The organism is Dyella choica (assembly GCF_003977665.1).
GTDB lineage: Bacteria > Pseudomonadota > Gammaproteobacteria > Xanthomonadales > Rhodanobacteraceae > Dyella_B > Dyella_B choica.
Genome location: NZ_RYYV01000038.1, coordinates 1 through 20,574, shown reverse-complemented (window position 1 = coordinate 20,574; position 20,574 = coordinate 1). Strand labels below are relative to the sequence as shown.

The 20,574-nt window shown below is 64.1% G+C and carries 2 protein-coding genes; both read right to left on the bottom strand.

The features are described 5' to 3' along the window. Positions 1–13,449, bottom strand: a 13,449-nt coding sequence (locus EKH80_RS22935; protein ID WP_126687132.1) for a non-ribosomal peptide synthetase, incomplete at its 3' end; no start/stop codon positions are given. 17 nt (positions 13,450–13,466) lie between these two features. Then, positions 13,467–20,574: non-ribosomal peptide synthetase (locus EKH80_RS22930; protein WP_126687131.1), on the bottom strand; the 7,108-nt coding region annotated here is incomplete at its 5' end.

The window sequence follows — 20,574 nt, the reverse complement described above, 5'->3', positions numbered from 1 at the left end:
GATGGCCGCGCGATCCAGCGCCACATAAGTCACATGCACCGTGGTCTCGGTGATGCCGTACATGTTGACCAGGCGCGGCTGCGTATCGGCATGCCGTTCGTACCATTCATGCAGCCTGGCCAGTTCCAGCGCTTCGCCGCCGAAGATCACCCAGCGCAACGCCAGCTGCGCGCCCAGCCCGGGCTGCTCGCGATCGGCCTGCATCAGCTGGTAGAAAGCCGACGGCGTCTGATTGAGCACGGTGACGCGCTCGTCCACCAGCAATTGCAGAAACTCCCCGGGCGAACGGCTGACGGAGAAGGGCACTACCACCACCCGGCCCCCATGCAGCAGTGGCCCCCATAGTTCCCAGACCGAGAAGTCGAACGCATAGGAGTGGAACAGCGTCCATACTTCATCGGCACCGAAGTTGAACCAGTGCCGCGTGTTGGCAAGCAGGCGCACCACGTTCTGGTGCGGAATGACCGCACCCTTGGGACGTCCGGTCGAACCGGAGGTGTAGATCACATAGGCCGGATGCTCGCTGCGCAACGGGCACACCCGATCTTCGTCGCGCGGGTTGCTGCTCGCACAGCGTGCCAGCGCTTCGATTTCCGCATCGTCGTCAAGGCATAGCAAACGCTCGCCGCGCAACGGTAGTGCCGTGGGCGCCCACGACGCTATCGGATCGTGCGGCGACTTCACGGCCGCCATGAACAGATCGCGCAGGCGTTCGATCAATGCCTGCATCGTGGCAGGCTCGAACAGATCCAGCGAGAACGCGAGACCCAGCGACAGACCTGCCGCCGCGCCTTGCGCATCACGGCGTTCGATCACGTTGAACAGGAGATCGAAGCGGCTGGCGCCGGATGTGCCCGACCTCTGCGGCGAAACATGCAGGCCGGGCAGCGCTGGCAGCGGGTCATCGCCGTCCTGCACGGCCAGCAACACCTGGAACAGCGGATGGTACGCAGGCGAGCGCACCGGATTGAGGGACTCCACCAGGCGCTCAAACGGCAGGTCTTGATGCGCATAGGCGGCCAGGTCGTTGGCGCGCACCTCGGCCAGCAACTGCTGGAAGCTTGCATGGCCCGGGATCCGGGTGCGCAGCACCAGGGTGTTGACGAAGAAACCAACCAGGTCATCCAGCGCCTCGTCGCCACGACCGGCTACCGGCGTACCTATCGTGATGTCCCGACCCGCCCCGAATTCGCACAGCAGCACGGCAATACAGGCATGCAGCACCATGAACAAGGTGGCGCGATGATCGCGTGCCAGCTGCAGCAGTTGGCCGTGCAGTCCGGCATCGATATCCAGGCTCACATGATCGCCGCGCTGGCTGGCCTGTGCGGGGCGCGAGTGATCGGTGGGCAGGGTGGGCTTGCGCGGCAGGTCAGCCAGCGTCTCGGTCCAGTAAGCAAGCTGTCGCGCCATCTCACTGCCGGGACTGTAATCTTCGCCGAGCAGTTGTTGCTGCCACAACGTGTAATCAACGTATTGCACTGGCAGCGGCGACCACGAGGGTGGCCGGCCCAGGCATCGCGCCGTGTAGGCATGCCCAAGGTCGCGGGCCAGCGGCGCCAACGACCAGCCATCGGCAGCGATGTGGTGCACCAACAGCAGCAACACTTGCTGGCGTTCGCCCAGCTCGAACAGCCATGCGCGTACCGGCAGTTCGCGCTCGAGCAGGAAGCTATACGTCCCCGCCTCGATGAGCTGGGCTGGCAGTTGCGCCTCGCTGCTCGGCACGCGCGTGAGCTCGGGCTGGAGCGCGTCCGTGGGCAATACGCATTGCGCGCCAACGCCTTGGTGCTCCGCGAATACCGTACGGAGACTTTCATGGCGCGCGACGACATCACACAACGCCATGTGTAGCGCTGCAGCATCGAGCGCGCCTTCGAGCCGGAGCGCGACAGGCAAGTTGTAGGGACGCGGCCCTTCGAGCTGATGCAGGAACCACAGGCGTTGCTGCGCGAACGACAACGGAACGACGGCCGGGCGCTCGACGCAACGCAGGGCCGCGCGCGCCGCATCGGTGGAACCAAGCTGCGAGGCGAGCGCCGCCACGGTGGGCATATCGAATAGAAGCTGGATCGGCAGCTCCACTTGCAGGCCGGAGCGAATACGGCTGATAAGCCGCGTGGCGAGCAGTGAGTGGCCACCCAGGTCGAAAAAGCTGTCGTCGATGCCGACCACATCCAGGCCAAGCACTTCGGCAAACAAGCCAGCCAGGATTTCTTCCTGCGGCGTCCGCGGAGCGCGTCGCTGCTGCACGGTGAAATCCGGTGCAGGCAAGGCTTTGCGATCGAGCTTGCCGTTTGCGGTCCGCGGCATCGCCGGCAACACCATGACCGTGGCCGGCACCATGTAGTTCGGCAAGGCGGCGGCCAGATCCTGGCGCAGGGCATGGGCCGGATTCGGATGCGCCTGTTCCTGGTCGGTGGCCAGCACGACGTAGGCAACCAGCTGTTTGTGGCCGGCCGCGTCGTCGCGAGCCATCACCACGGCCTGCGCTACCGCAGGATCGCGAAGCAGGGACGCTTCGATTTCGCCGAGTTCGATGCGGAAGCCGCGTATCTTCACCTGATTGTCGACGCGGGCGATGAAGTCCACCCGTCCGTCAGCGCGCCGGCGCACCAGGTCGCCGGTACGGTACATGCGGCTGCCTGCTGCACCATAAGGATTGGCAACAAAGCGTTCGGCACTCAACGAGGCGCGCCGAAGATAGCCGCGCGCCAAGCCTTCGCCTGCAATGAAAAGCTCTCCGGGTACTCCGATCGGTACCTGTAGCAACAACGCGTCCAGCACATGGAATTGCGTATTCTGGATCGGCCGTCCGATCGACACCGCACCGTCGCCGGAGACCGCAAGAACGTCCAGGCTGGACCAAACCGTCGTTTCGGTCGGACCATAAAGATTGACGATCTGCGCGCCCGCCGCGCTCAGCTTTTCCGCCAGCGCCGCGGGCAGCGCTTCGCCACCGGTGAGCGCACGCAAGCCGCGCAAGCTTCCATGGTCGGCATCGGCCAGTTCGCGCCATAGCGTGGGCGTGGCCTGCAGTACGGTCGCCCGGCTATCGGCGACCAGTTGGAGCAGGGCGGCGGGATCAAGCACGGTTTCGCGTCGCGCAAGCACGATGCTCGCCCCGCTGATCAGCGGCAGGAACAGCTCCAGCCCGGCAATATCGAAACCCACGGTGGTCACGGCAAGCATGCAGTCGGCGGCGCTGAAATCCAGCGCGGCGTGCATCGACACAAGGAAGTTGACGATGCCGCGATGATTCACCACCACGCCCTTGGGCCGACCGGTCGAGCCGGACGTGTAGATCACGTAGGCTGGATGCAGCGGCAGCAGGCGCTGTCTGCGCTCTGCATCAGCCACATCATGCGCATCGGCTTGAGCCAGGATTTCAAGCAAGGCTGACTGTGACAGATCAACCCGTTGCACCGTAGCGCTTGCTGCAAGTCCGGTTTCGTGATCGCTGATGATCAGCGTGACACCTGCATCCTCGACCATATAGGCGAGGCGATCCTGCGGATAAGACGGATCCAGTGGCAGATAGGCCGCGCCGCTCTTCAGTACAGCGAGCATGGCCACCAGTAGTTCCGCCGAACGGTGCAGCGCGATGGCGACAATTGCCTCGGGCCCTGCGCCCAAGCTGATCAGATGGCGTGCCAGCTGATTGGCGCGGGCATTCAGTTCGCCATGGTGCAACACCAAGCCATCGATACGCAGGGCGATTGCGTCAGGGGTCGCCGCAGCTTGTTGTTCGATCCACTGCGGCAGGCAACGTTGATCCATCGCCGTTGCCACGCCTTGCCAATCCTGCTGCAAGGCTCTGTGCTCTGCCGCGTCCAGCAAGTCGATGTCGCCCAGATGCAGATCGGGAGATTCAGCGACAACACCAAGCAAACGCGTCAGGCGCTGCACCATATGCGCCACGTTTTCACGTTCGAACAGATCGGCAGCGTATTCCACCCGCACGGAAAGGCCGGCCTGGCTTTCGACGAAATGCAACGCAAGGTCGAATTTTGCGTGCGGCTGCACGGCCTGCTTCACGGCTTCCACGGCGCCCAGCAGCGGAGCGAAATCGACCTGGTTTTCCAGCGCCAGCATCACCTGGAACAGCGGATGATAGGACCTGGACCGTGCCGGCCTGAGCGCCTCAACCAGGCGCTCGAACGGCAAATCCTGATGCATGTAAGCGGCCAGGTCGGCGTCACGCACTCGTTCGAGCAATTGACGGAAACGGGGATTGCCGGAGGTATCCGCGCGCAACACCACGGTATTGACGAAGAAGCCCACCAATGCGTCGAGCTCCTCGTCGCGACGCCCCGCAACAGGGACCCCCAAGGCAATGTCATCGCCGGCCCCGAGCCTGGAAAGCCATGCCGCAACGGCGGCATGCAGCAGCATGAACAGGCTTGCCCGGCTGCGGCGCGCGACTGCCTGCAGTGCGGTGTAGGTGTTCGGATCGATATGGCATGTAATGACGCCGCCACGATGGCTGGCTGTAGCCGGGCGCGGGTGGTCGGTCGGCAGCTCGATCTGCTCGGGCAGGTCGGCCAGGGCTTCGCGCCAATACAGCGTTTGCCTGGCGAGCAGGCTATCCGGATCGGATGCCTCCCCCAGCCACTCGCGCTGCCACAGGCTGTAATCAGCGTACTGCAACGGCAACGGAGCCCACTCGGGCGCCAGCCCCCTGGAGCGCGCAGCATAGGCAAGTGACAGGTCACGCGACAACGGCGCGAGCGATGCATCATCGCCGGCGATGTGGTGGATGACCAGCAATAGCAGGTGATCGTGTGCGCTCATGCGGAACAGCCACGCACGTACCGGAATGTCGGCATCCAAGGCAAAGTGCTGTCCCGCCGCGTCGTCGATGGCCCTTTGCAGGCGCGATTCGTCCACCTCCTCGCGCGTGCAGGTCACGCGGGCGCGCCCGGCCGGCAGCACCACCTGATGGGCGACGTCGCCGTCTCCGGCGATCAGCGTGCGCAGGCTTTCATGCCGATGCACGACGTCCTGCAAAGCCGCTTCCAGTGCGTCGCCATCAAGCCGGCCCGACAGGCGCAAAGCCAGCGAAATGTTGTACGCCGCGCTGGATCCTTCCAGGCGATCCAGGAACCACAGACGCTGCTGGGCAAATGACAACGGAACACGCTGCGGCCGCGCCATGAGCGCCGGCGGCCGGTGCGCAAGCGCGCCTTTGGCCAGATGACCTGCCAGCTCCGCCGGCGTGGGCGCTTCGAACAGATGACGCATTCCGATTTCGATACCGAAAGCATGGCGTATGCGGCTGATCAGACGCATGGCCTGCAGCGAATGGCCGCCGAGGTCGAAGAAACTGTCATCGATGCCTACGCGCTCCACACCCAATACCTGGGCAAAGAGCGCCGCAAGGGTTTCCTCCTGCGGCGTGCGCGGTGTGCGCGAGCTGGCGGAAAGGAACACCGGTGCAGGCAGCGCCTCCTGGTCGAGCTTGCCGTGCGGCGTCAATGGCAGCGCATCGAGCGCCACAATGGCCACTGGCATCATGTAGCCGGGCAGCGAAACCGCCAGGGCCTCACGCAGCGGACGCGGCCAGTCCGCGCCGCATTCGGCCTGTTCGGCGGCTATCACGTAGGCAATCAGCTGCGGGTTGCCCGGCTGATCCTCGCGCATGATTACCGCTGCCTGCGCCACGCGAGGATCGCGCAACAGGCAGGCTTCTATTTCGCCCGGCTCAATGCGGAAGCCGCGGATCTTGACCTGCGCGTCAAGACGGCCGAGGAAATCGAGACGGCCGTCCGGCAGCCAGCACACCAGGTCGCCACTGCGATACATGCGGCTGCCTTTGCCGGCAAACGGATCGGCAACGAAACGCTGCGCAGTCAGGCCCGGCTGGTGGAGATAACCGCGCGCGACGCCAGCGCCGGCGATATACAGCTCGCCTGCAACGCCCTTGGGCACTGGCTTCAAGAACGCATCCAGCACGTATACGCGTGTGTTCCAGATCGGCCGCCCGATCGGTATGCGCGCAGCCTGCAGGTCCGCCGGGGTGACGGCATGAGCGACGCAGCCCACGACCGTCTCGGTCGGGCCGTATTCGTTGATCATCGTTGAATGGGGCGAATGCTGCAGCCAGTGCATGGCACTGTGCGGACGCAGCGCCTCGCCGCCCACCACCACGTGACCTGCCATGTCGAGCGCGCCCAGTGCGCTGAGCGCGTCCATCTGCGCTGGCGGCAGTTTCAACAACCCGATGGAAGCGGTGTCTGCCATTTGCGCCGCCAGGGTTTCAAATGCCTGTTGCTCCGGCAGCAGATACAGCGCCTGTCCGGTCAGCAGCGGCAGATACAGGCTGGTGACGGTGGCATCGAACGCCAGCGACGTAGTGATGGCAGCGCTGCCACGCGAAGCATAGGCCTGTACCGCCCACTGCAGATAATTGGCAAGGCCGGCATGGGTGATCGTGACGCCTTTGGGGCGGCCCGTGGAGCCGGAGGTGTAGATCACATACGCAAGATGATCCGGGTGCCATGCGCCTGCGCGAGCGCTGTCCAAAGGAGCACTGCCAGGATCTCCCGCAAGCACCTGGCCATAGGCCGGGTCGTCCAGACACCACAGCGGCGCATCGTTGGGTAGGGACTCCGCTACCGCGCGCAGGGTGAGTACGCGCACAGGGCGTGCATCCTCCAGCATGAAGGCGAGGCGCTTGGCGGGGTAGGTGATGTCCAGCGGCAGATAGGCCGCACCGCTCTTGAGCACGGCCAGCACGGCGACGATCATGTCGATCGAGCGTGGCAACGCGATCGCCACGATGTCTTCGACGCCGATGCCATCGTCGACCAGTGCGTGAGCAAGACGATTGGCGCGTGCATGCAGTTCGCGGTAATCGATCCTCGACTCCCCGTCGATGATGGCGACAGCGTCGGGTGTTGCGGCCGCCTGCTGCTCCAGCCATTGCGGGAGCAGCAAGGCTGGCGGTGCATGCGCGGTGTCGTTCCACTCGACCAGCAACTGCACCTGCTCGGTGGGGTCGAGCGACGCTGAGGCGTCTCGCTCCAGGGCGGACGGTACGTTGCTTAAGCGTTCGAACTCCGCAGTGGCCTCGGCGGTGGTGCTTGGCGATGTCGCACGCAATGCAACAACCCGATTGGAAGACGACGCATCCACGCCTGGATTCGTGTCGGGATGGGTGCTGCGCGCTTGCTGCGGCAAATGCGCGGCCACGTCACGCAGCGTCAATATGCGCGCCGGCTTCGCATCCTCGAGCATGAAGGCGAGGCGATCGGCAGGATAATCCGGGTCCAGCGGCAGATAGGCCGCACCTGCCTTCAACACCGCGAGCACTGCTATCACCAGCTCAACCGAGCGCGGCAGGGCGATAGCCACCCTCTGTTCGGGGCCGATGCCGTCCGCGATCAGGCGGTGCGCCAATCGATTCGCGCGTTCGTTGAGTTCGCGGTAACTCACGGCCTGCCGCTCGAACTTCACCGCGATCGCATCGGGCGTGCGCATGGCCTGCGCTTCGAAGCATTCCGGCAAGGTTGCCGGCGCGACCGGGAGAGCCGCGGGATTCCAATCGTGCAGCAGCATCTGGCGTTCGCTGTCGGTCAGCGTGCGTATGCGCCCGATCGGCTGATCCGGGTCCATCGCAAAGGCTTCGAGCCAGCGCTGCATACGCTGCGCGAAAATGTCGATCGCATCGCGTGCGAACACGTCAGGGCGATAGCCGATCTGCAGGCCAAGCTGCTTGCCTGGGCTTACCCAGAGGCCTAACGGATAGTGCGAACTGGCACCGCCCTGGCCTCCGCGCATTTCCACGCGTAAGGCTTCTTCTTCCGGCTGGTTGAGCGCCTCCGGATCGAACGGATAGTTTTCAAAAACCAGATGGGTGTCAAAAAGATCGCCCAATCCCGCCAGTTTTTGAATATCGATCAATCCAAGGTGATTGTGCTCCAGCAATTGCACCTGCTCGCGCTGCAGACGTTCGGTAACCTGCATCAGGCTTTCATGGGGCGCCCAGCGCACACGCGACGGCAGGGCGTTGATCATCAGGCCCGCCATCCGTTCCGCATGGGGCAGCTCAGGCGGGCGCTCGGCGACCACGATGCCGAAGGTGACGTCCTGGCGACCGGTGAGCGACCCCAGGGAAAGCCCCCACGTCACCTGCACCAGCGTATTCAAGGTGACGCCATGGCGGCGCAACTTTTGCTGGATCGCGGTGGTTGCCGATTCGCTCAGCATCAATCGCAGCGTGTGCTGCATCGGCCCCATGGCCGGAGCGTCCGGCGCAACCAGGGTCGGTTCTTCCAGGCCTTGCAGATATTGCGCCCATGCGGCGCGTGCGGCATGCCGGTCCTGCCGGGCGAGCCATGCCAGATAATCGCGATACGGAGCCACCGGCGGCAAGCCATCGCCGTCGCCGCGCGCGGCATACAGCGCCATGAGATCGCCGAGCAGGATCAGCCATGTCCAGCCATCGATCAGCACGTGATGATTGGTACTGACCAGTACGTGATGACGCGCGTCCATTCTGGCCAGGGTGAAGCGGATCAGCGGCGGGGTGGCCGGATCAAAGCGTTTGGCGTGATCTTCATCCAGCAATTGCTGCAGGGTCTGCTCGCGCTGCGCCTCGGTCAGCTGCGAAAGATCGGCGTAGTGCCAGGGCAGCGCGAAATCGCGCGTGGTCACCTGCACGGGCTGATCGAGGCCTTCATGCGCAAAACCGGCGCGCAGGTTGACGTGCCGTTCAAGCAGCGCCGCGCAGGAGCGGCGCATCGTGTCGGGGTCCAGCGCACCGTGCAGGTGCATCACGCGTTGCACGATGTAGCTTCCGGTATCGCCATCATCAAGCAGGGCGCGGAACAGGAAGCCCTGCTGCATCGGTGACATCGGCAGCACGTCGAGCAGAGTGGGGTAGCGGCTTGCCAGTGTGTCGATCTGCGCCTGCGTGAGCGTGACCAGCGGCAAGTCCGAGGGCGTAAGGTTGCAGTCTTGCGCCGTGCGCGCGTGCGTGACCAGCGAGGTCAGTGCATCGAACCAGCCCTGTGCCAGCTCGCGGATGTCTTCTTCGGCAAACAGCTCGGCTGCCCACAACCAGTGCGCATGGAGTTCCATGCTGCCGCCGGATTCGTAGGCAATCGCATTCAAGGCCACCGGGTAGGGCAGCGGCCGGTCCCGGTCGCTGCCGCCGCTGAGGTCGCCAGAGGCATCGCCTGGCTGAGCGGCGGACGCGGCAACGAAGCGGCCAAGGTAGTTGAAGCCGATCTGGGCGGGCGCGCATGCCTGCAGCGCTTTCGAAGTTTCCGGATTCAGGTAGCGCAACAGGCCATAGCCGATGCCGTTGTCGGGAATGCGGCGCAATTGTTCCTTGATGAGCTTCAGCGCATCGGCATCGGCGCTTGGCGATTGGCCTGCATCGAGCAGCACCGGCACGTGGGTAGAAAACCATCCTGCGGTGCGGCTGAGATCAACGCCATCGAACAGGTCTTCGCGGCCATGGCCTTCCCATTCCATGCGTACGCCGCTGCCTGCATGGTGGTCTCGCCGCCGGCGCCAACGGGCCACGGCCACGGCGAAGCCGGTCAACAGCAATTCATTGATGCGCGCATGCAACAAGGCCGGCGCGCGAGTCAGCAACTCGGTGGATACCGAGGCGGGCAGAACCAGCTTCAATCCTTGCGAGGTCTGCACCGTATCGCGCTGTGGGTCCAGCGCCCGCGCCGACCACAGCGGATCGGCGCTTTCCAGGATGGCTTTCCACATCGGCAGTTCGGCAACACGCTGCGGCGAACGTGCCTCTGCTTGCAGGCGCTGTGCCCAGTGGCGATACGAACTGGCTGCCGGCTCCAGCACAGGAAGCCGCCCTGCGATGACGTCGTTGCACGCAGCGAGCAGGTCAGGTATCAGGATGCGCCACGACACACCGTCGACCACCAGGTGATGCAGGATCAGCAGCAATCGCCCTGATCGATCCATGCCTGCGTCAAGCCATACCGCCTGCACCATCGCGCCTGCATCGGGAGCGAGCCGTGCCTCGGCCTCTTCACGGGCGTGTGCGAGGCAGGCCTTCATGCTGTGATCATCGAGATCGCCGATGTCGATGCGCGTTATCACGTCGCGTGCGTGCAAAGCTTCGCGCGGAAGGATCTCGCCATCCGCGATCGCGGAGGTAGCGCGGCGCAGGCGCAGACGCAGGATGTCGTGGCAATCGAGCACGGCTTGCAATGCTTGCGCAAGACGTTGGGCATCGATGCCTGCGGGCAGATGCAACAGGCTGGATTGATGAAAACGCTCGATGGAGCCGCCGGATTGCAATAGCCGGTGCATGACTGGCGTCAGCGGCAATACACCCGTGGCGGTATCGCTTTCGCCGGCTTTGCCGGATTGCTCGGCGTTCCCAAGCGCGGCGAGCGCGGCGACGGTCTGATGGACGAACACATCCTTGGGCTTGAGCACCAGGCCAGCCTTGCGTGCACGGCCGACCAACTGCAACGAACTGATGCTGTCACCGCCCAGGTCAAAGAAACTCTCGTCGATGCCGACCTGTTCCAGGCGCAACACCTGCGCGAACAGCTGCGCAAGCAGGGTTTCCCGTTCGTTACGCGGCATCCGCTGGCTGGAGGATTGAAAACTCGGCGCCGGCAGGGCGCGGCGATCGAGCTTGCCGTTGGGCGTGAGCGGCAAGGCCTTAAGCGGCATGATCGCCGCGGGCACCATGTAATCGGGCAGTTGCGACGCCAACACACGGCGCAGCTGGGCCGGATCGGGACTGCCATCGCCCACCACATAGGCCACCAGCCGCGTCACCCCCTGGTCCTGGCGGGCGACCACCGCCGCCTGGCTCAATGACGGCACGCGTAGCAACGCGGCCTCGATGTCGCCCGGCTCCACGCGGAAGCCGCGAATCTTCACCTGATGATCCGCACGTCCCAGATAGTCGACCACGCCCTCCGCCAACCAGCGCACGCGATCGCCGGTGCGATACATGCGGCTGCCCGGCACGCCGAACGGGTTGGCCACGAATCGCTCGGCACTCAGTGCCGGGCGGCGCAGATAACCACGCGCCAGGCCTTCGCCCGCGATATACAACTCACCCGCCACGCCCGCCGGCACCGGCTGCAAGGCGGCGTCAAGCACATACAGCTGGGCATTCCAGATCGGCCGGCCAATCGGAATGGCGCTGTGCTGCGCCACATCCTGGGTGATCTCGAACGTGGCACAGCCCACCGTGGTTTCGGTCGGACCGAAGTGATTGATCAGACGCACCTGCGGATAGCGTTGCTGCCAATAGGCCATATCCGCCGGCACCATGGCTTCGCCGCCGCACATCAAGCACTGCGTGGGCATCGCCACGTCGTGGGCCTGCAACTGCTGATTGAGCAGGGCCAGGTGCGAGGGCGTGAGCTTGACCAGCCGATACGCCGCCGGCTGGCCACTGGCAAGACGATCGATTTCTTCCCCCGACGGCAGCACCGTCAGGCCCTGGCCGGATAACAAGCCACCGAACACCGTGGTGACACCGGCATCGAAGCTGATCGAGAACACGGTGGGCGAGCCGCCCTGGCCGGCCTGGTAATAGGTGGCGTGATCCCAGCGCAGGTAATTGGCCAGTGCGTGATGGGAGACCAGCACCCCTTTGGGGCGTCCGGTAGAACCGGAGGTGTAGATCAGGTACGCCGGATGCGACGCATGCAGCGCGGTGACCGGAAGCGTGTCCGGGTATACCGCCACGCGCGGCCACACCTCATCCAGGTCGTGCCACGGCACATCGCTTGGCAGGCGTGCTGCTTGTTCATGCCCGGTCAGAATGCACAACGGCGCCGCATCGGCCACCATCAAGGCCAGGCGTTCGGCCGGATACTCCGGATCCAGCGGCAGATAGGCCGCACCGCTTTTGAGCACGGCCAGCACGGCCACGAACAGGTCCAGCGACCGCGGCAAGGCCAGGGCGATGATGCGTTCAGGCCCCGCGCCCTGATCGACCAGCCAGTGGGCCAGCCGGTTGGCGCGGGCATCGAGTTCACGGTAGCTCAGCGTGTGGGTGTCATCGCGCAAGGCGACGGCATCAGGGAAACGTTCAAGCGTGTGCTGGAACAGCTCCACCAGCGTGGCTGACGGCAGCGGATGGGCGGAATCGTTCCAGTGATGCAACAGCTGTTGGCGTTCAGCGTCTTCCAGCAGGTCCAACTGGCCCAATGGACGGTCGATGTCGTAGGCGATGGCTTCCAGCGCACGTTGCAGACGCACAGCGATAACCTGCACCGCCGCCTGGTCGAACACATCGGGCCGATAGCCCAAGCGCAGTTCCAGTTGCGCACGCGGAATCGCGCACAGGCCAAGCGGATAATGCGTGCGGTCGCCACCAGTGCGCTCAAGGAAATCCAGTTGCAGCGCATCGTCCTCCGGCTTGTCGGCCACGCGGCTGATCGGCGTGTTCTCGAACACCACGTGGGTGTCGAACAGTTCGCCCAGGCCGGCCACGCGCTGGATCTCGCTCAGGCTCAAATGCTGATGGTCCAGCAGTTGGACCTGCTGCACCTGGATCGATTGCGCCAGGGCGCCAAGCGATTGCGCGGGATGCAGGCGCACGCGCAACGGCAAGGTATTCAGCAGCATGCCGATCATGTTTTCGACACCCGGCAGCTGCGGCGGGCGGCCGGAAACCGTCATGCCGAACATCACGTCATCGCGCCCGCTCAGCCGCCCCAGCAGCAAGGCCCAGGCCGCCTGAATCAAGGTGTTCTGCGTAAGTCGCAAGCGACGCGCCTGCTGCGCCAGTGCATCGCTCAAGGCGCTGGAGAGGTGCAGGGTGTAGCTGCACGTGATCGGCGCCTCATCGGGAAGCTTGTCGACCAGTCGGAAGGGTGCTTCCAGGCCATCGAGATAGCTGCGCCAGGCATCGCGGGCAGCTTCGGCGTCCTGCTTTTTCAGCCAAGCGAGGTAATTGCGAAAGGGCACGACCGGCGGCAACGCAGAAGCGTCGCCATCGGATTCGTACAAAGCGAGCCATTCCTTCAGCAGCAAGGGAATCGACCAGCCGTCCAGCAGAATGTGGTGCTGGCTGAGAATGAGCCGGTGGCAGCCGGATGCGATCCGTACAAGCGTAAAACGCAACAGGGGAGGGCGGGCCGGATTGAAACCTTTCTGCCGATCCTCCTCGATCAGCTTCCGCAAGGCGGATTGTTGCGCATGTTCGTCGGCGTTCGACAGATCGACCCAATGCCACGGCAACACCACGTTGTGCGGAATGACCTGGCGCGGCTGATCCATTCCTTCGTGGACGAAGGCCGCACGCAAGTTGGCGTGACGTTGCAGCAAAGCTTCGGCGGCCCGGGCAAACCGCTCGGCGTCCAAGGCTCCGCGCAACTCAAACACCATTTGTACGCGATAAGCCTCGTCGGCCTTTTCATCATACAAAGCATGAAACAGCAGGCCTTGTTGCAGCGGAGCCAACGGCAGGATTTCGGCAATGGTCGACATGAGAATATTCGGTGGCTTCAGGTCTGGTTGAACATCGAATCGAGCAATTCCAACTCTCCTGCACCCAGCGGCTCGGCAAGCGGTTCCGTATCGATCTCCATCTGTGCCCCTTCGCCTGGCCGCGCAACATCAGCTAGGGAACTGACATCCTGGTTTTCAAAGATCTGCCGCGGCGTAATGGATATGCCCTCCTTGCGCGCGCGGGCCACAAGCTGGATGGACTTGATGCTGTCGCCGCCCAGGTCGAAAAAGTTGTCGTCGACGCCGACCCGCTCCAGTCCCAACACATCGGCAAATAGCGTGGCGAGCGTCCGCTCCATCTGTGTTTGCGGTTCGCGCAAACTGGTGGAAACGAACTCCGGTGCCGGAAGGGCTTTGCGGTCCAGCTTGCCGTTGGGCGTCAGCGGCAAGGCAGCGAGCGTCACGATCGCCGCCGGCACCATGTAGTCGGGAAGCAGCTCCGCCAGCATGCGCCGCAACGCGCGGGCATATTCTTCGTCAGTGGATGCCTGCCCCGCATGATCTCTCACCACATAGGCGGTCAGGCGCTTTGCGCCCGCGCCATCGTCGCCGGCAACGACAACGGCCTCGCGCACCTGGGGACAATGGGCAAGGCGGTTTTCGACTTCGCCCGGCTCGACGCGGAAGCCGCGGATCTTGATCTGCTGGTCGTTACGCCCCAGGAATAGCAGCTTGCCGTCGGGCAGGTGGCGTACCAGGTCGCCCGTGCGATACATGCGCGCGCCGGGAACCGGGCTGTACGGATCGGCGACGAAGCGTTGCGCAGTGAGTGCGGGACGCCGCAGATACCCATGCGCAAGCCCTTTGCCGCCGATATACAGTTCACCGGCAACGCCCGGCGGCACGGGCCGGGCCCGCTCGTCGAGCACGTACACGCGGGTATTGCCGATCGGGGTGCCGATCGGCAACCGTTGCACATCCGCATCGTCGATGACGCAGGTGGTGGCAAAGGTCGTGCTTTCGGTAGGACCATAGCAATGCAGCAATTGCTGCGGCGGATACTGTTGCAAGACGCGCCGCACCGCAGCGGCATCGACCGCATCGCCGCCTACCAGCAGCAGACGCAGCCTGCGCTGGATGAGCGGACCAAGCACTTCGGTCACTTGCGCGAAAAGGCCGGATGTAAGGTGCAGTACATTGACCTCGCGCTCATCCAGCAGCTCGCGCAATAGCGCCGGTTGCAACACGATCTCGTGCGGCACTGGCACCAGGCATGCCCCATGTAACAGCGGCGCCCATACTTCCAGCGTACTGATATCGAAGGCAGGATTGCCCAGCCATGCGATGCGGTCACCGCGCTCGAATTGCGCGTAACCATTGTTGAAAAGCAGGCGCTTCATGGCCCGGTGTGGCACCACTACGCCCTTGGGAGTGCCGGTTGAGCCGGAGGTGTACTTGACGTAGGCAGGCGCTTCGTCGCTCATGGCGAGCCGCGGCGGCGCCAGGGCGGTGTCGTTCCCGACCTGCAGCAGGGGAGCCACGCAATCTTCCGGCAAGCTGGTCGCTGCATCGCCCAGCACCAGCCGCGCACGGCAGTCCTCGATCACCCAGGACTGACGGCTGGCAGGCGCTTGCGCATCGATCGGCACATAGATCGCGCCCGCTTTGAGTGCAGCCAATTCGGCCACTACCAACGACACGCCACGCGGCAGCAAAATGGCAACACAATCACCCGGCTTTACTCCGCTCTCGACCATGCGCCAGGCCATGGCGTTGGCGAGCAGGTCCAGTTGCCGGTAGCTGAGCGACTCATGTCCGCTTTCCACCGCTACCGCGTCAGGCGTCTCTTGCGCGCGCAACGCAAACAATTCATGGATGCCCAAATGGGGCGGATAGGCCGCTTGTGTACGATTCCAGCCATCGAGCAGCTGCTGTATCTCTTCCGGATCCAGAAGCTCAACGTCGTTGACAGGCAGCTCGGGATTCCCGGCCACGGTTTTCAGCAGTCGCTGCAACCGGCGTGCGAAACTTTGCGCGGTGGCCTGCGTGTAGAGATCCGTCGCATACTGCACATTGCCATGCAGGTTTTTTTCTCCGCTGGAATCCACCCGTTCGAAGAAGGAAAAGCTCAGGTCGAACTTGGCGATGCTATAGCCGGTGGTGATGGGCGAGACGACCAGCCCCGGCAGCTCCAGCGTGGCTTCCGCATTGTTCTGCAGGGCTAGCAGTACCTGGAACAAAGGGTGGCGATTGAGCGAGCGGGCAGGATTGGTGATCTCCACCAGTCGCTCAAAGGGCAGATCCTGATTGGCGTAGGCAGCCAGATCGGTCTGGCGCACCTGCATGAGCAATTCACGGAAGCTGGGATTTCCCGAAACATCCGCGCGCAGCACCAGGGTATTGATGAACAGCCCGATCAATTCGTCCAGGGCGCTGTCGGTGCGTCCGGCGATCGGAGTGCCTACCGGTATATCCGTTCCGCCGCCGAGTTTGCTCAGCAGCACGGCAAGCGCGGCGTGCAAGACCATGAACAGGCTGGCCTGGCTGCTACGGGCCAGATCCAGCAAGCTCTCGTAAGTTTCGGCATCCAGCTCGAAACCCCATTGCTCGCCGCGATATGAGGAGACAGCCGGGCGTGGAAAGTCGGCAGGAAGCTCCAATTGCTCCGGCAGCTTGTTCAGCGCCTTTTTCCAATGCCTGATCTGCCCGGCGATGGCGCTGGCGGGATCGTCCTCATCGCCCAGCCACTCGCGCTGCCACAAGGCGTAATCGGCATAGTGAAGCGGCAACGCAGACCACGCAGGGACGCTGCCGCCCAAGCGTGAAGCATAAGCTTCGCCAAGATCGCGGAAGAACGGCGCCCACGACCATCCATCGCTGGCGATGTGATGCATCAGGATCAGCAGTACATGCTCACGCGCAGACAGCGTGAAGAGCCAGGCACGAACCGGAAGCTCCCTGGCGAGATCGAAACAGTGCATGGAATGGTTGTGCAACAGCTCCTGCACCTGCGTGGAATCACACGTGACGTGTTCCAGTGAAAGTCGCGCGCTTCCAGCGGGCAGCACGATCTGCCATATGCCGTCTTCATCCTGCTGCAAGACGGTGCGCAAGCTTTCATGCCGCTCCAGCAAGTCGCCCAATGCTGCCTGCAAGACGTCGACTTGCAGTTCACCCTCAAGCCGGCGCGCCACCGGAACGTTGTAATTGGCGTTAGGTCCTTCGAGTTGCTGCAGGAACCACAGGCGCTGCTGCGCGAAAGACAGCGGAATGCGCTCCGGGCGCTGTACCGGACGCAGTGGTTCGCGAGCAACATGGTCAAGCATCAATTGGTCGGCCAGCTGCGCAATCGTAGGCGTTTCGAACAGCGCGCGGATCGGCAGCTCCGCCGCAAGCTCCGAACGGATGCGACTGACCAGCGTCGTGGCGAGCAGGGAATGTCCGCCAAGATCGAAGAAGCTGTCATCGATGCCAGCGTGTTCGACGCCGAGCACATCGCAGAACAATGCCGCCAGGCGTGTTTCCTTGGTGTTGCGCGGCTCGCGTTTGCTTTTCGACAGGAACGCGGGTGCCGGCAAGGCTTTCCGGTCGAGCTTGCCGCTCGACGTCAGTGGCAGCACAGTCAGCGGAACGATCGCTGCGGGCACCAGGTAATCCGGCACTGACGCCGCGAGTTCTTTTCGTAAAGCCGATGCCCACGCTTCGGCTTGGTCCGTCTCCTGTGCGGGCACGACGTAGGCGATCAACTGCCGATGGCCTGGCTGGTCCTCACGCATGATTACCGCGGCCTGCGCAACAGAGCCGTCCTGCTGCAGGCGCGCTTCGATTTCACCCGGCTCCACCCGGAAGCCGCGAATCTTCACCTGGCTGTCTGCGCGCCCCAGGAAGTCAAGCTGGCCATCGGTGCGCCAGCGCGCAAGGTCGCCACTGCGATACATCCGCTCGCCCGACACGAACGGATCAGCCACGAAACGCTCTGAAGTCAGTGTGGGCTTGTGCAGATAGCCGCGCGCCAGGCCCTCGCCAGCAAGATAGAGATCGCCGACCACACCCGGCGGTACCGGCTGCAATGCTGCATCCAGTACATAGACCCGCGCATTGAAAATGGGGCGGCCGATCGGCGGCGTTACCTCACCGGCGAGCGGATCTCCCACGGTGGCACAAACCGTGGCCTCGGTCGGTCCATAGGCATTGAACATGCGGCGCCCGGCCGACCAGCGCGCTACTTCCGTCGGCGGGCATGCCTCACCCGCCACGATCAAGTGCGTGCAGGCGGGAAGCTCGTTCGAAAGCATGACCGGCAACACCGCCGGCGGCAGCGTGACGTGGGTAATGGCGTGCCTGCGTAGGGTCTGCAGCAAGGCATCGCCGGGAGTCAGCTCATCGCCGGGTGCAAGCACCAGGCATGCTCCCGACAACAAACCCATGCAGCACTCCCAGAACGCTGCGTCGAAGCTGGGCGACGCAAACTGCAGGACACGCGAGCTCGGCGCGACCGCGAAATACTCGATCTGGCTCGCGGCAAGGCTGGCAATGCCGCGGTGGCTGAGGGCCACGCCCTTGGGTGTACCGGTGGAACCCGACGTATAAATGGCGTAGGCCAGACTGTCAGGGCCCGTGTTTCGTGCAGGCGCAGTCCGTGGCTGTTGGGCGATGTGCTCCTGATGAGTATCCAGCTCCACCAGTTGCGCCCAATGCGCAGGCAAATCCTCACTGACGGCCGATTCGGTGATGAGCAGCGGCGTCATCGCATCATCGAGCATCCAGGTGATGCGCTCGGCCGGATAGCCCGGGTCGATCGGCAGATACGCCGCACCGGCTTTGAGAATGCCCAGCAGGCCGATGAGGAATAACGGCGAGCGGTGCACGCAAAGCGCGACCAGGGATTCTTCACCGATGCCATAACTGATCAGGTAGTGCGCGAGCTGGTTGGCCCGCGCATCCAGCTCGGCATAGCTCAACGCCTGCTCGCCGTAGAGGACCGCGATCGCATCGGGGGACTGCGCAACGTGGCGCTCAAACAAGTCCGGCAGCGTGGCGGGGGCGATGCTTCGGTCGCTTCGCCCCCAGTCCTGCAGCAGTTGCGTGCGTTCGCGCGGATCGAGCATATCGATGCCCGGCAGCGGCCGCTGTGGCGCATCGAGCACGCCCCGCAGCAAGCGCACGAACCGCTGCGCCATGGCATCCACCGTGGCTTGGTCGAATATATCCGTTGCGTAACGGATCCATGCGCGATAGGTGCCGTCCGTTTCTTCGGCGAAGGCGAAATACAGGTCGCCTTGCGCGAACGGCATATGCACCGGCTCGTCCTGTGCGTGCAGTCCTTGCAGGGAGAGTGTGGCGCGACTGTTGTTCTGCAGCACCATCGTTGCCTGGAACAGAGGCTGCTGAGTCAGCTTGCGCGAGGGATTGAGCAGATCCACCAGTCGCTCGAACGGCAGATCCTGATGCTCGTAAGCGGCAAGATCGGTGCGGCGCACGCGTGACAGCAGTTCGGCGAAGCTGGGTTGGCCGGAATGGTCGACGCGAAGCACCAGGTTATTGACGAAGAAGCCGACCATTTCGCGCAGTGCATCATCGATGCGACCAGCCACTGGCGTACCGAGCACGATATCGTCACCCGCGCCAAGCTTGGCCAGCAGGGCTGCCACGGCAGCATGCAGCACCATGAAAGGCGTGCACTGATGATCGCGCGCCACGGCATGCAGGCGCCGGCGAAGGTCAGCATCCAGCACGAAATACACCACATCGCCGTGATGGCTGCGCCGCGAAGATGGCACTCGGTCCACGGGCAAGGCCAGTTGTTCCGGCGCATCCGCCAGGGTCTTGTGCCAATAAGCGCTTTGTTGCCGAGCCAGGCTTTCCGCGCCGGTCTCGTCGTCCAGCATCCGGCGTTGCCACAGCGCGAAATCGGCATATTGCACGGCAAGCGGCTGCCACTCGGGCGCACGCCGCTGCAAACGGGCGGCATAAGCCTCACTCAGGTCGTGCGCAAGCGGCCCCCATGACCAGCCGTCGGTCACCATGTGATGGGTTAGCAGCAGGAATACGTGCTCATCCGGACCGAGCGCGAACAGCCACGCGCGCAACGGCAGCTCCCGAGCAAAGTCGAAGCAGTACTGCGTGCAGCGTTGCAGGTGCTGTGCGAGTTCGGCTTCCGGACATGCCAGCAGCTCAATGGGCAGGGACGCGGCAGCACTGTCGAGGACCTGTTGATAGACGCCACGCTCGTCGCCGACAAACAGCGTACGCAGGCTTTCATGGCGGCTCATCACATCGTGCAGCGCGGCTTGCAAGGCATCCGCGTCAAGCGGGCCGCGCAAGCGCAGCGCCAGGGGAACGTTATAGACCGGGCTGGGACCTTCCAGCTGATGCAGGAACCACAAACGCTGCTGCGCAAAAGACAGCGGAATGCGCTCCGGACGCGGCATCGGCTGCAGGGCAGTGCGTGCCCGCTTGCCGGTGTCCAGATGGGTCGTCAGCCCCGCCACGGTGGGCGCCTCGAACAGGGCACGGATGGGCAGCTCCACCGCCAGCACCGCGCGGATGCGGCCCACCAGGCGGGTGGCCAGCAACGAGTGGCCGCCCAGGTCGAAGAAGTTGTCGTCGATGCTCACCGCGGGCACCCCCAGCACTTCGGCGAACAGACTGGCCAGGATGTCTTCCTGCGGCGTGCGCGGCAGCCGCTGCAACGTATGCGCCATCAGCGCCGGGGCCGGCAGGGCCTTGTGATCTAGCTTGCCGTTGAGGGTGAGCGGCAGGCCTTCCAGGGCAACCAGGGCAGCGGGAAGCATGTAGTCGGGCAAGTGCTCGCTGAGCGAGCGGCGCAGCGCCATCGGGTCGAGAGTGGCGCCTTGCGCAGGCACCACATAGCCAACCAGCTGCTTCTCGCCATCGGTGCCTGCACGGGCGATCACGGCGGCCTGTGCCACGCCAGGCTGACGCATCAGGCAGGCTTCGATTTCTCCCAGTTCGATCCGGAAACCACGGATCTTGACCTGCTGGTCCGCCCGGCCGATGTAATCGAGCTGGCCATCGGGCAGCCAGCGCACCACGTCGCCGGTGCGATACAGGCGGCCACCCGGTGCACCGAACGGGTCGGCGACAAAACGCGCCGCACTGAGCGCGGGCCGGTACAGATAGCCGCGTGCCAGGCCGGCACCG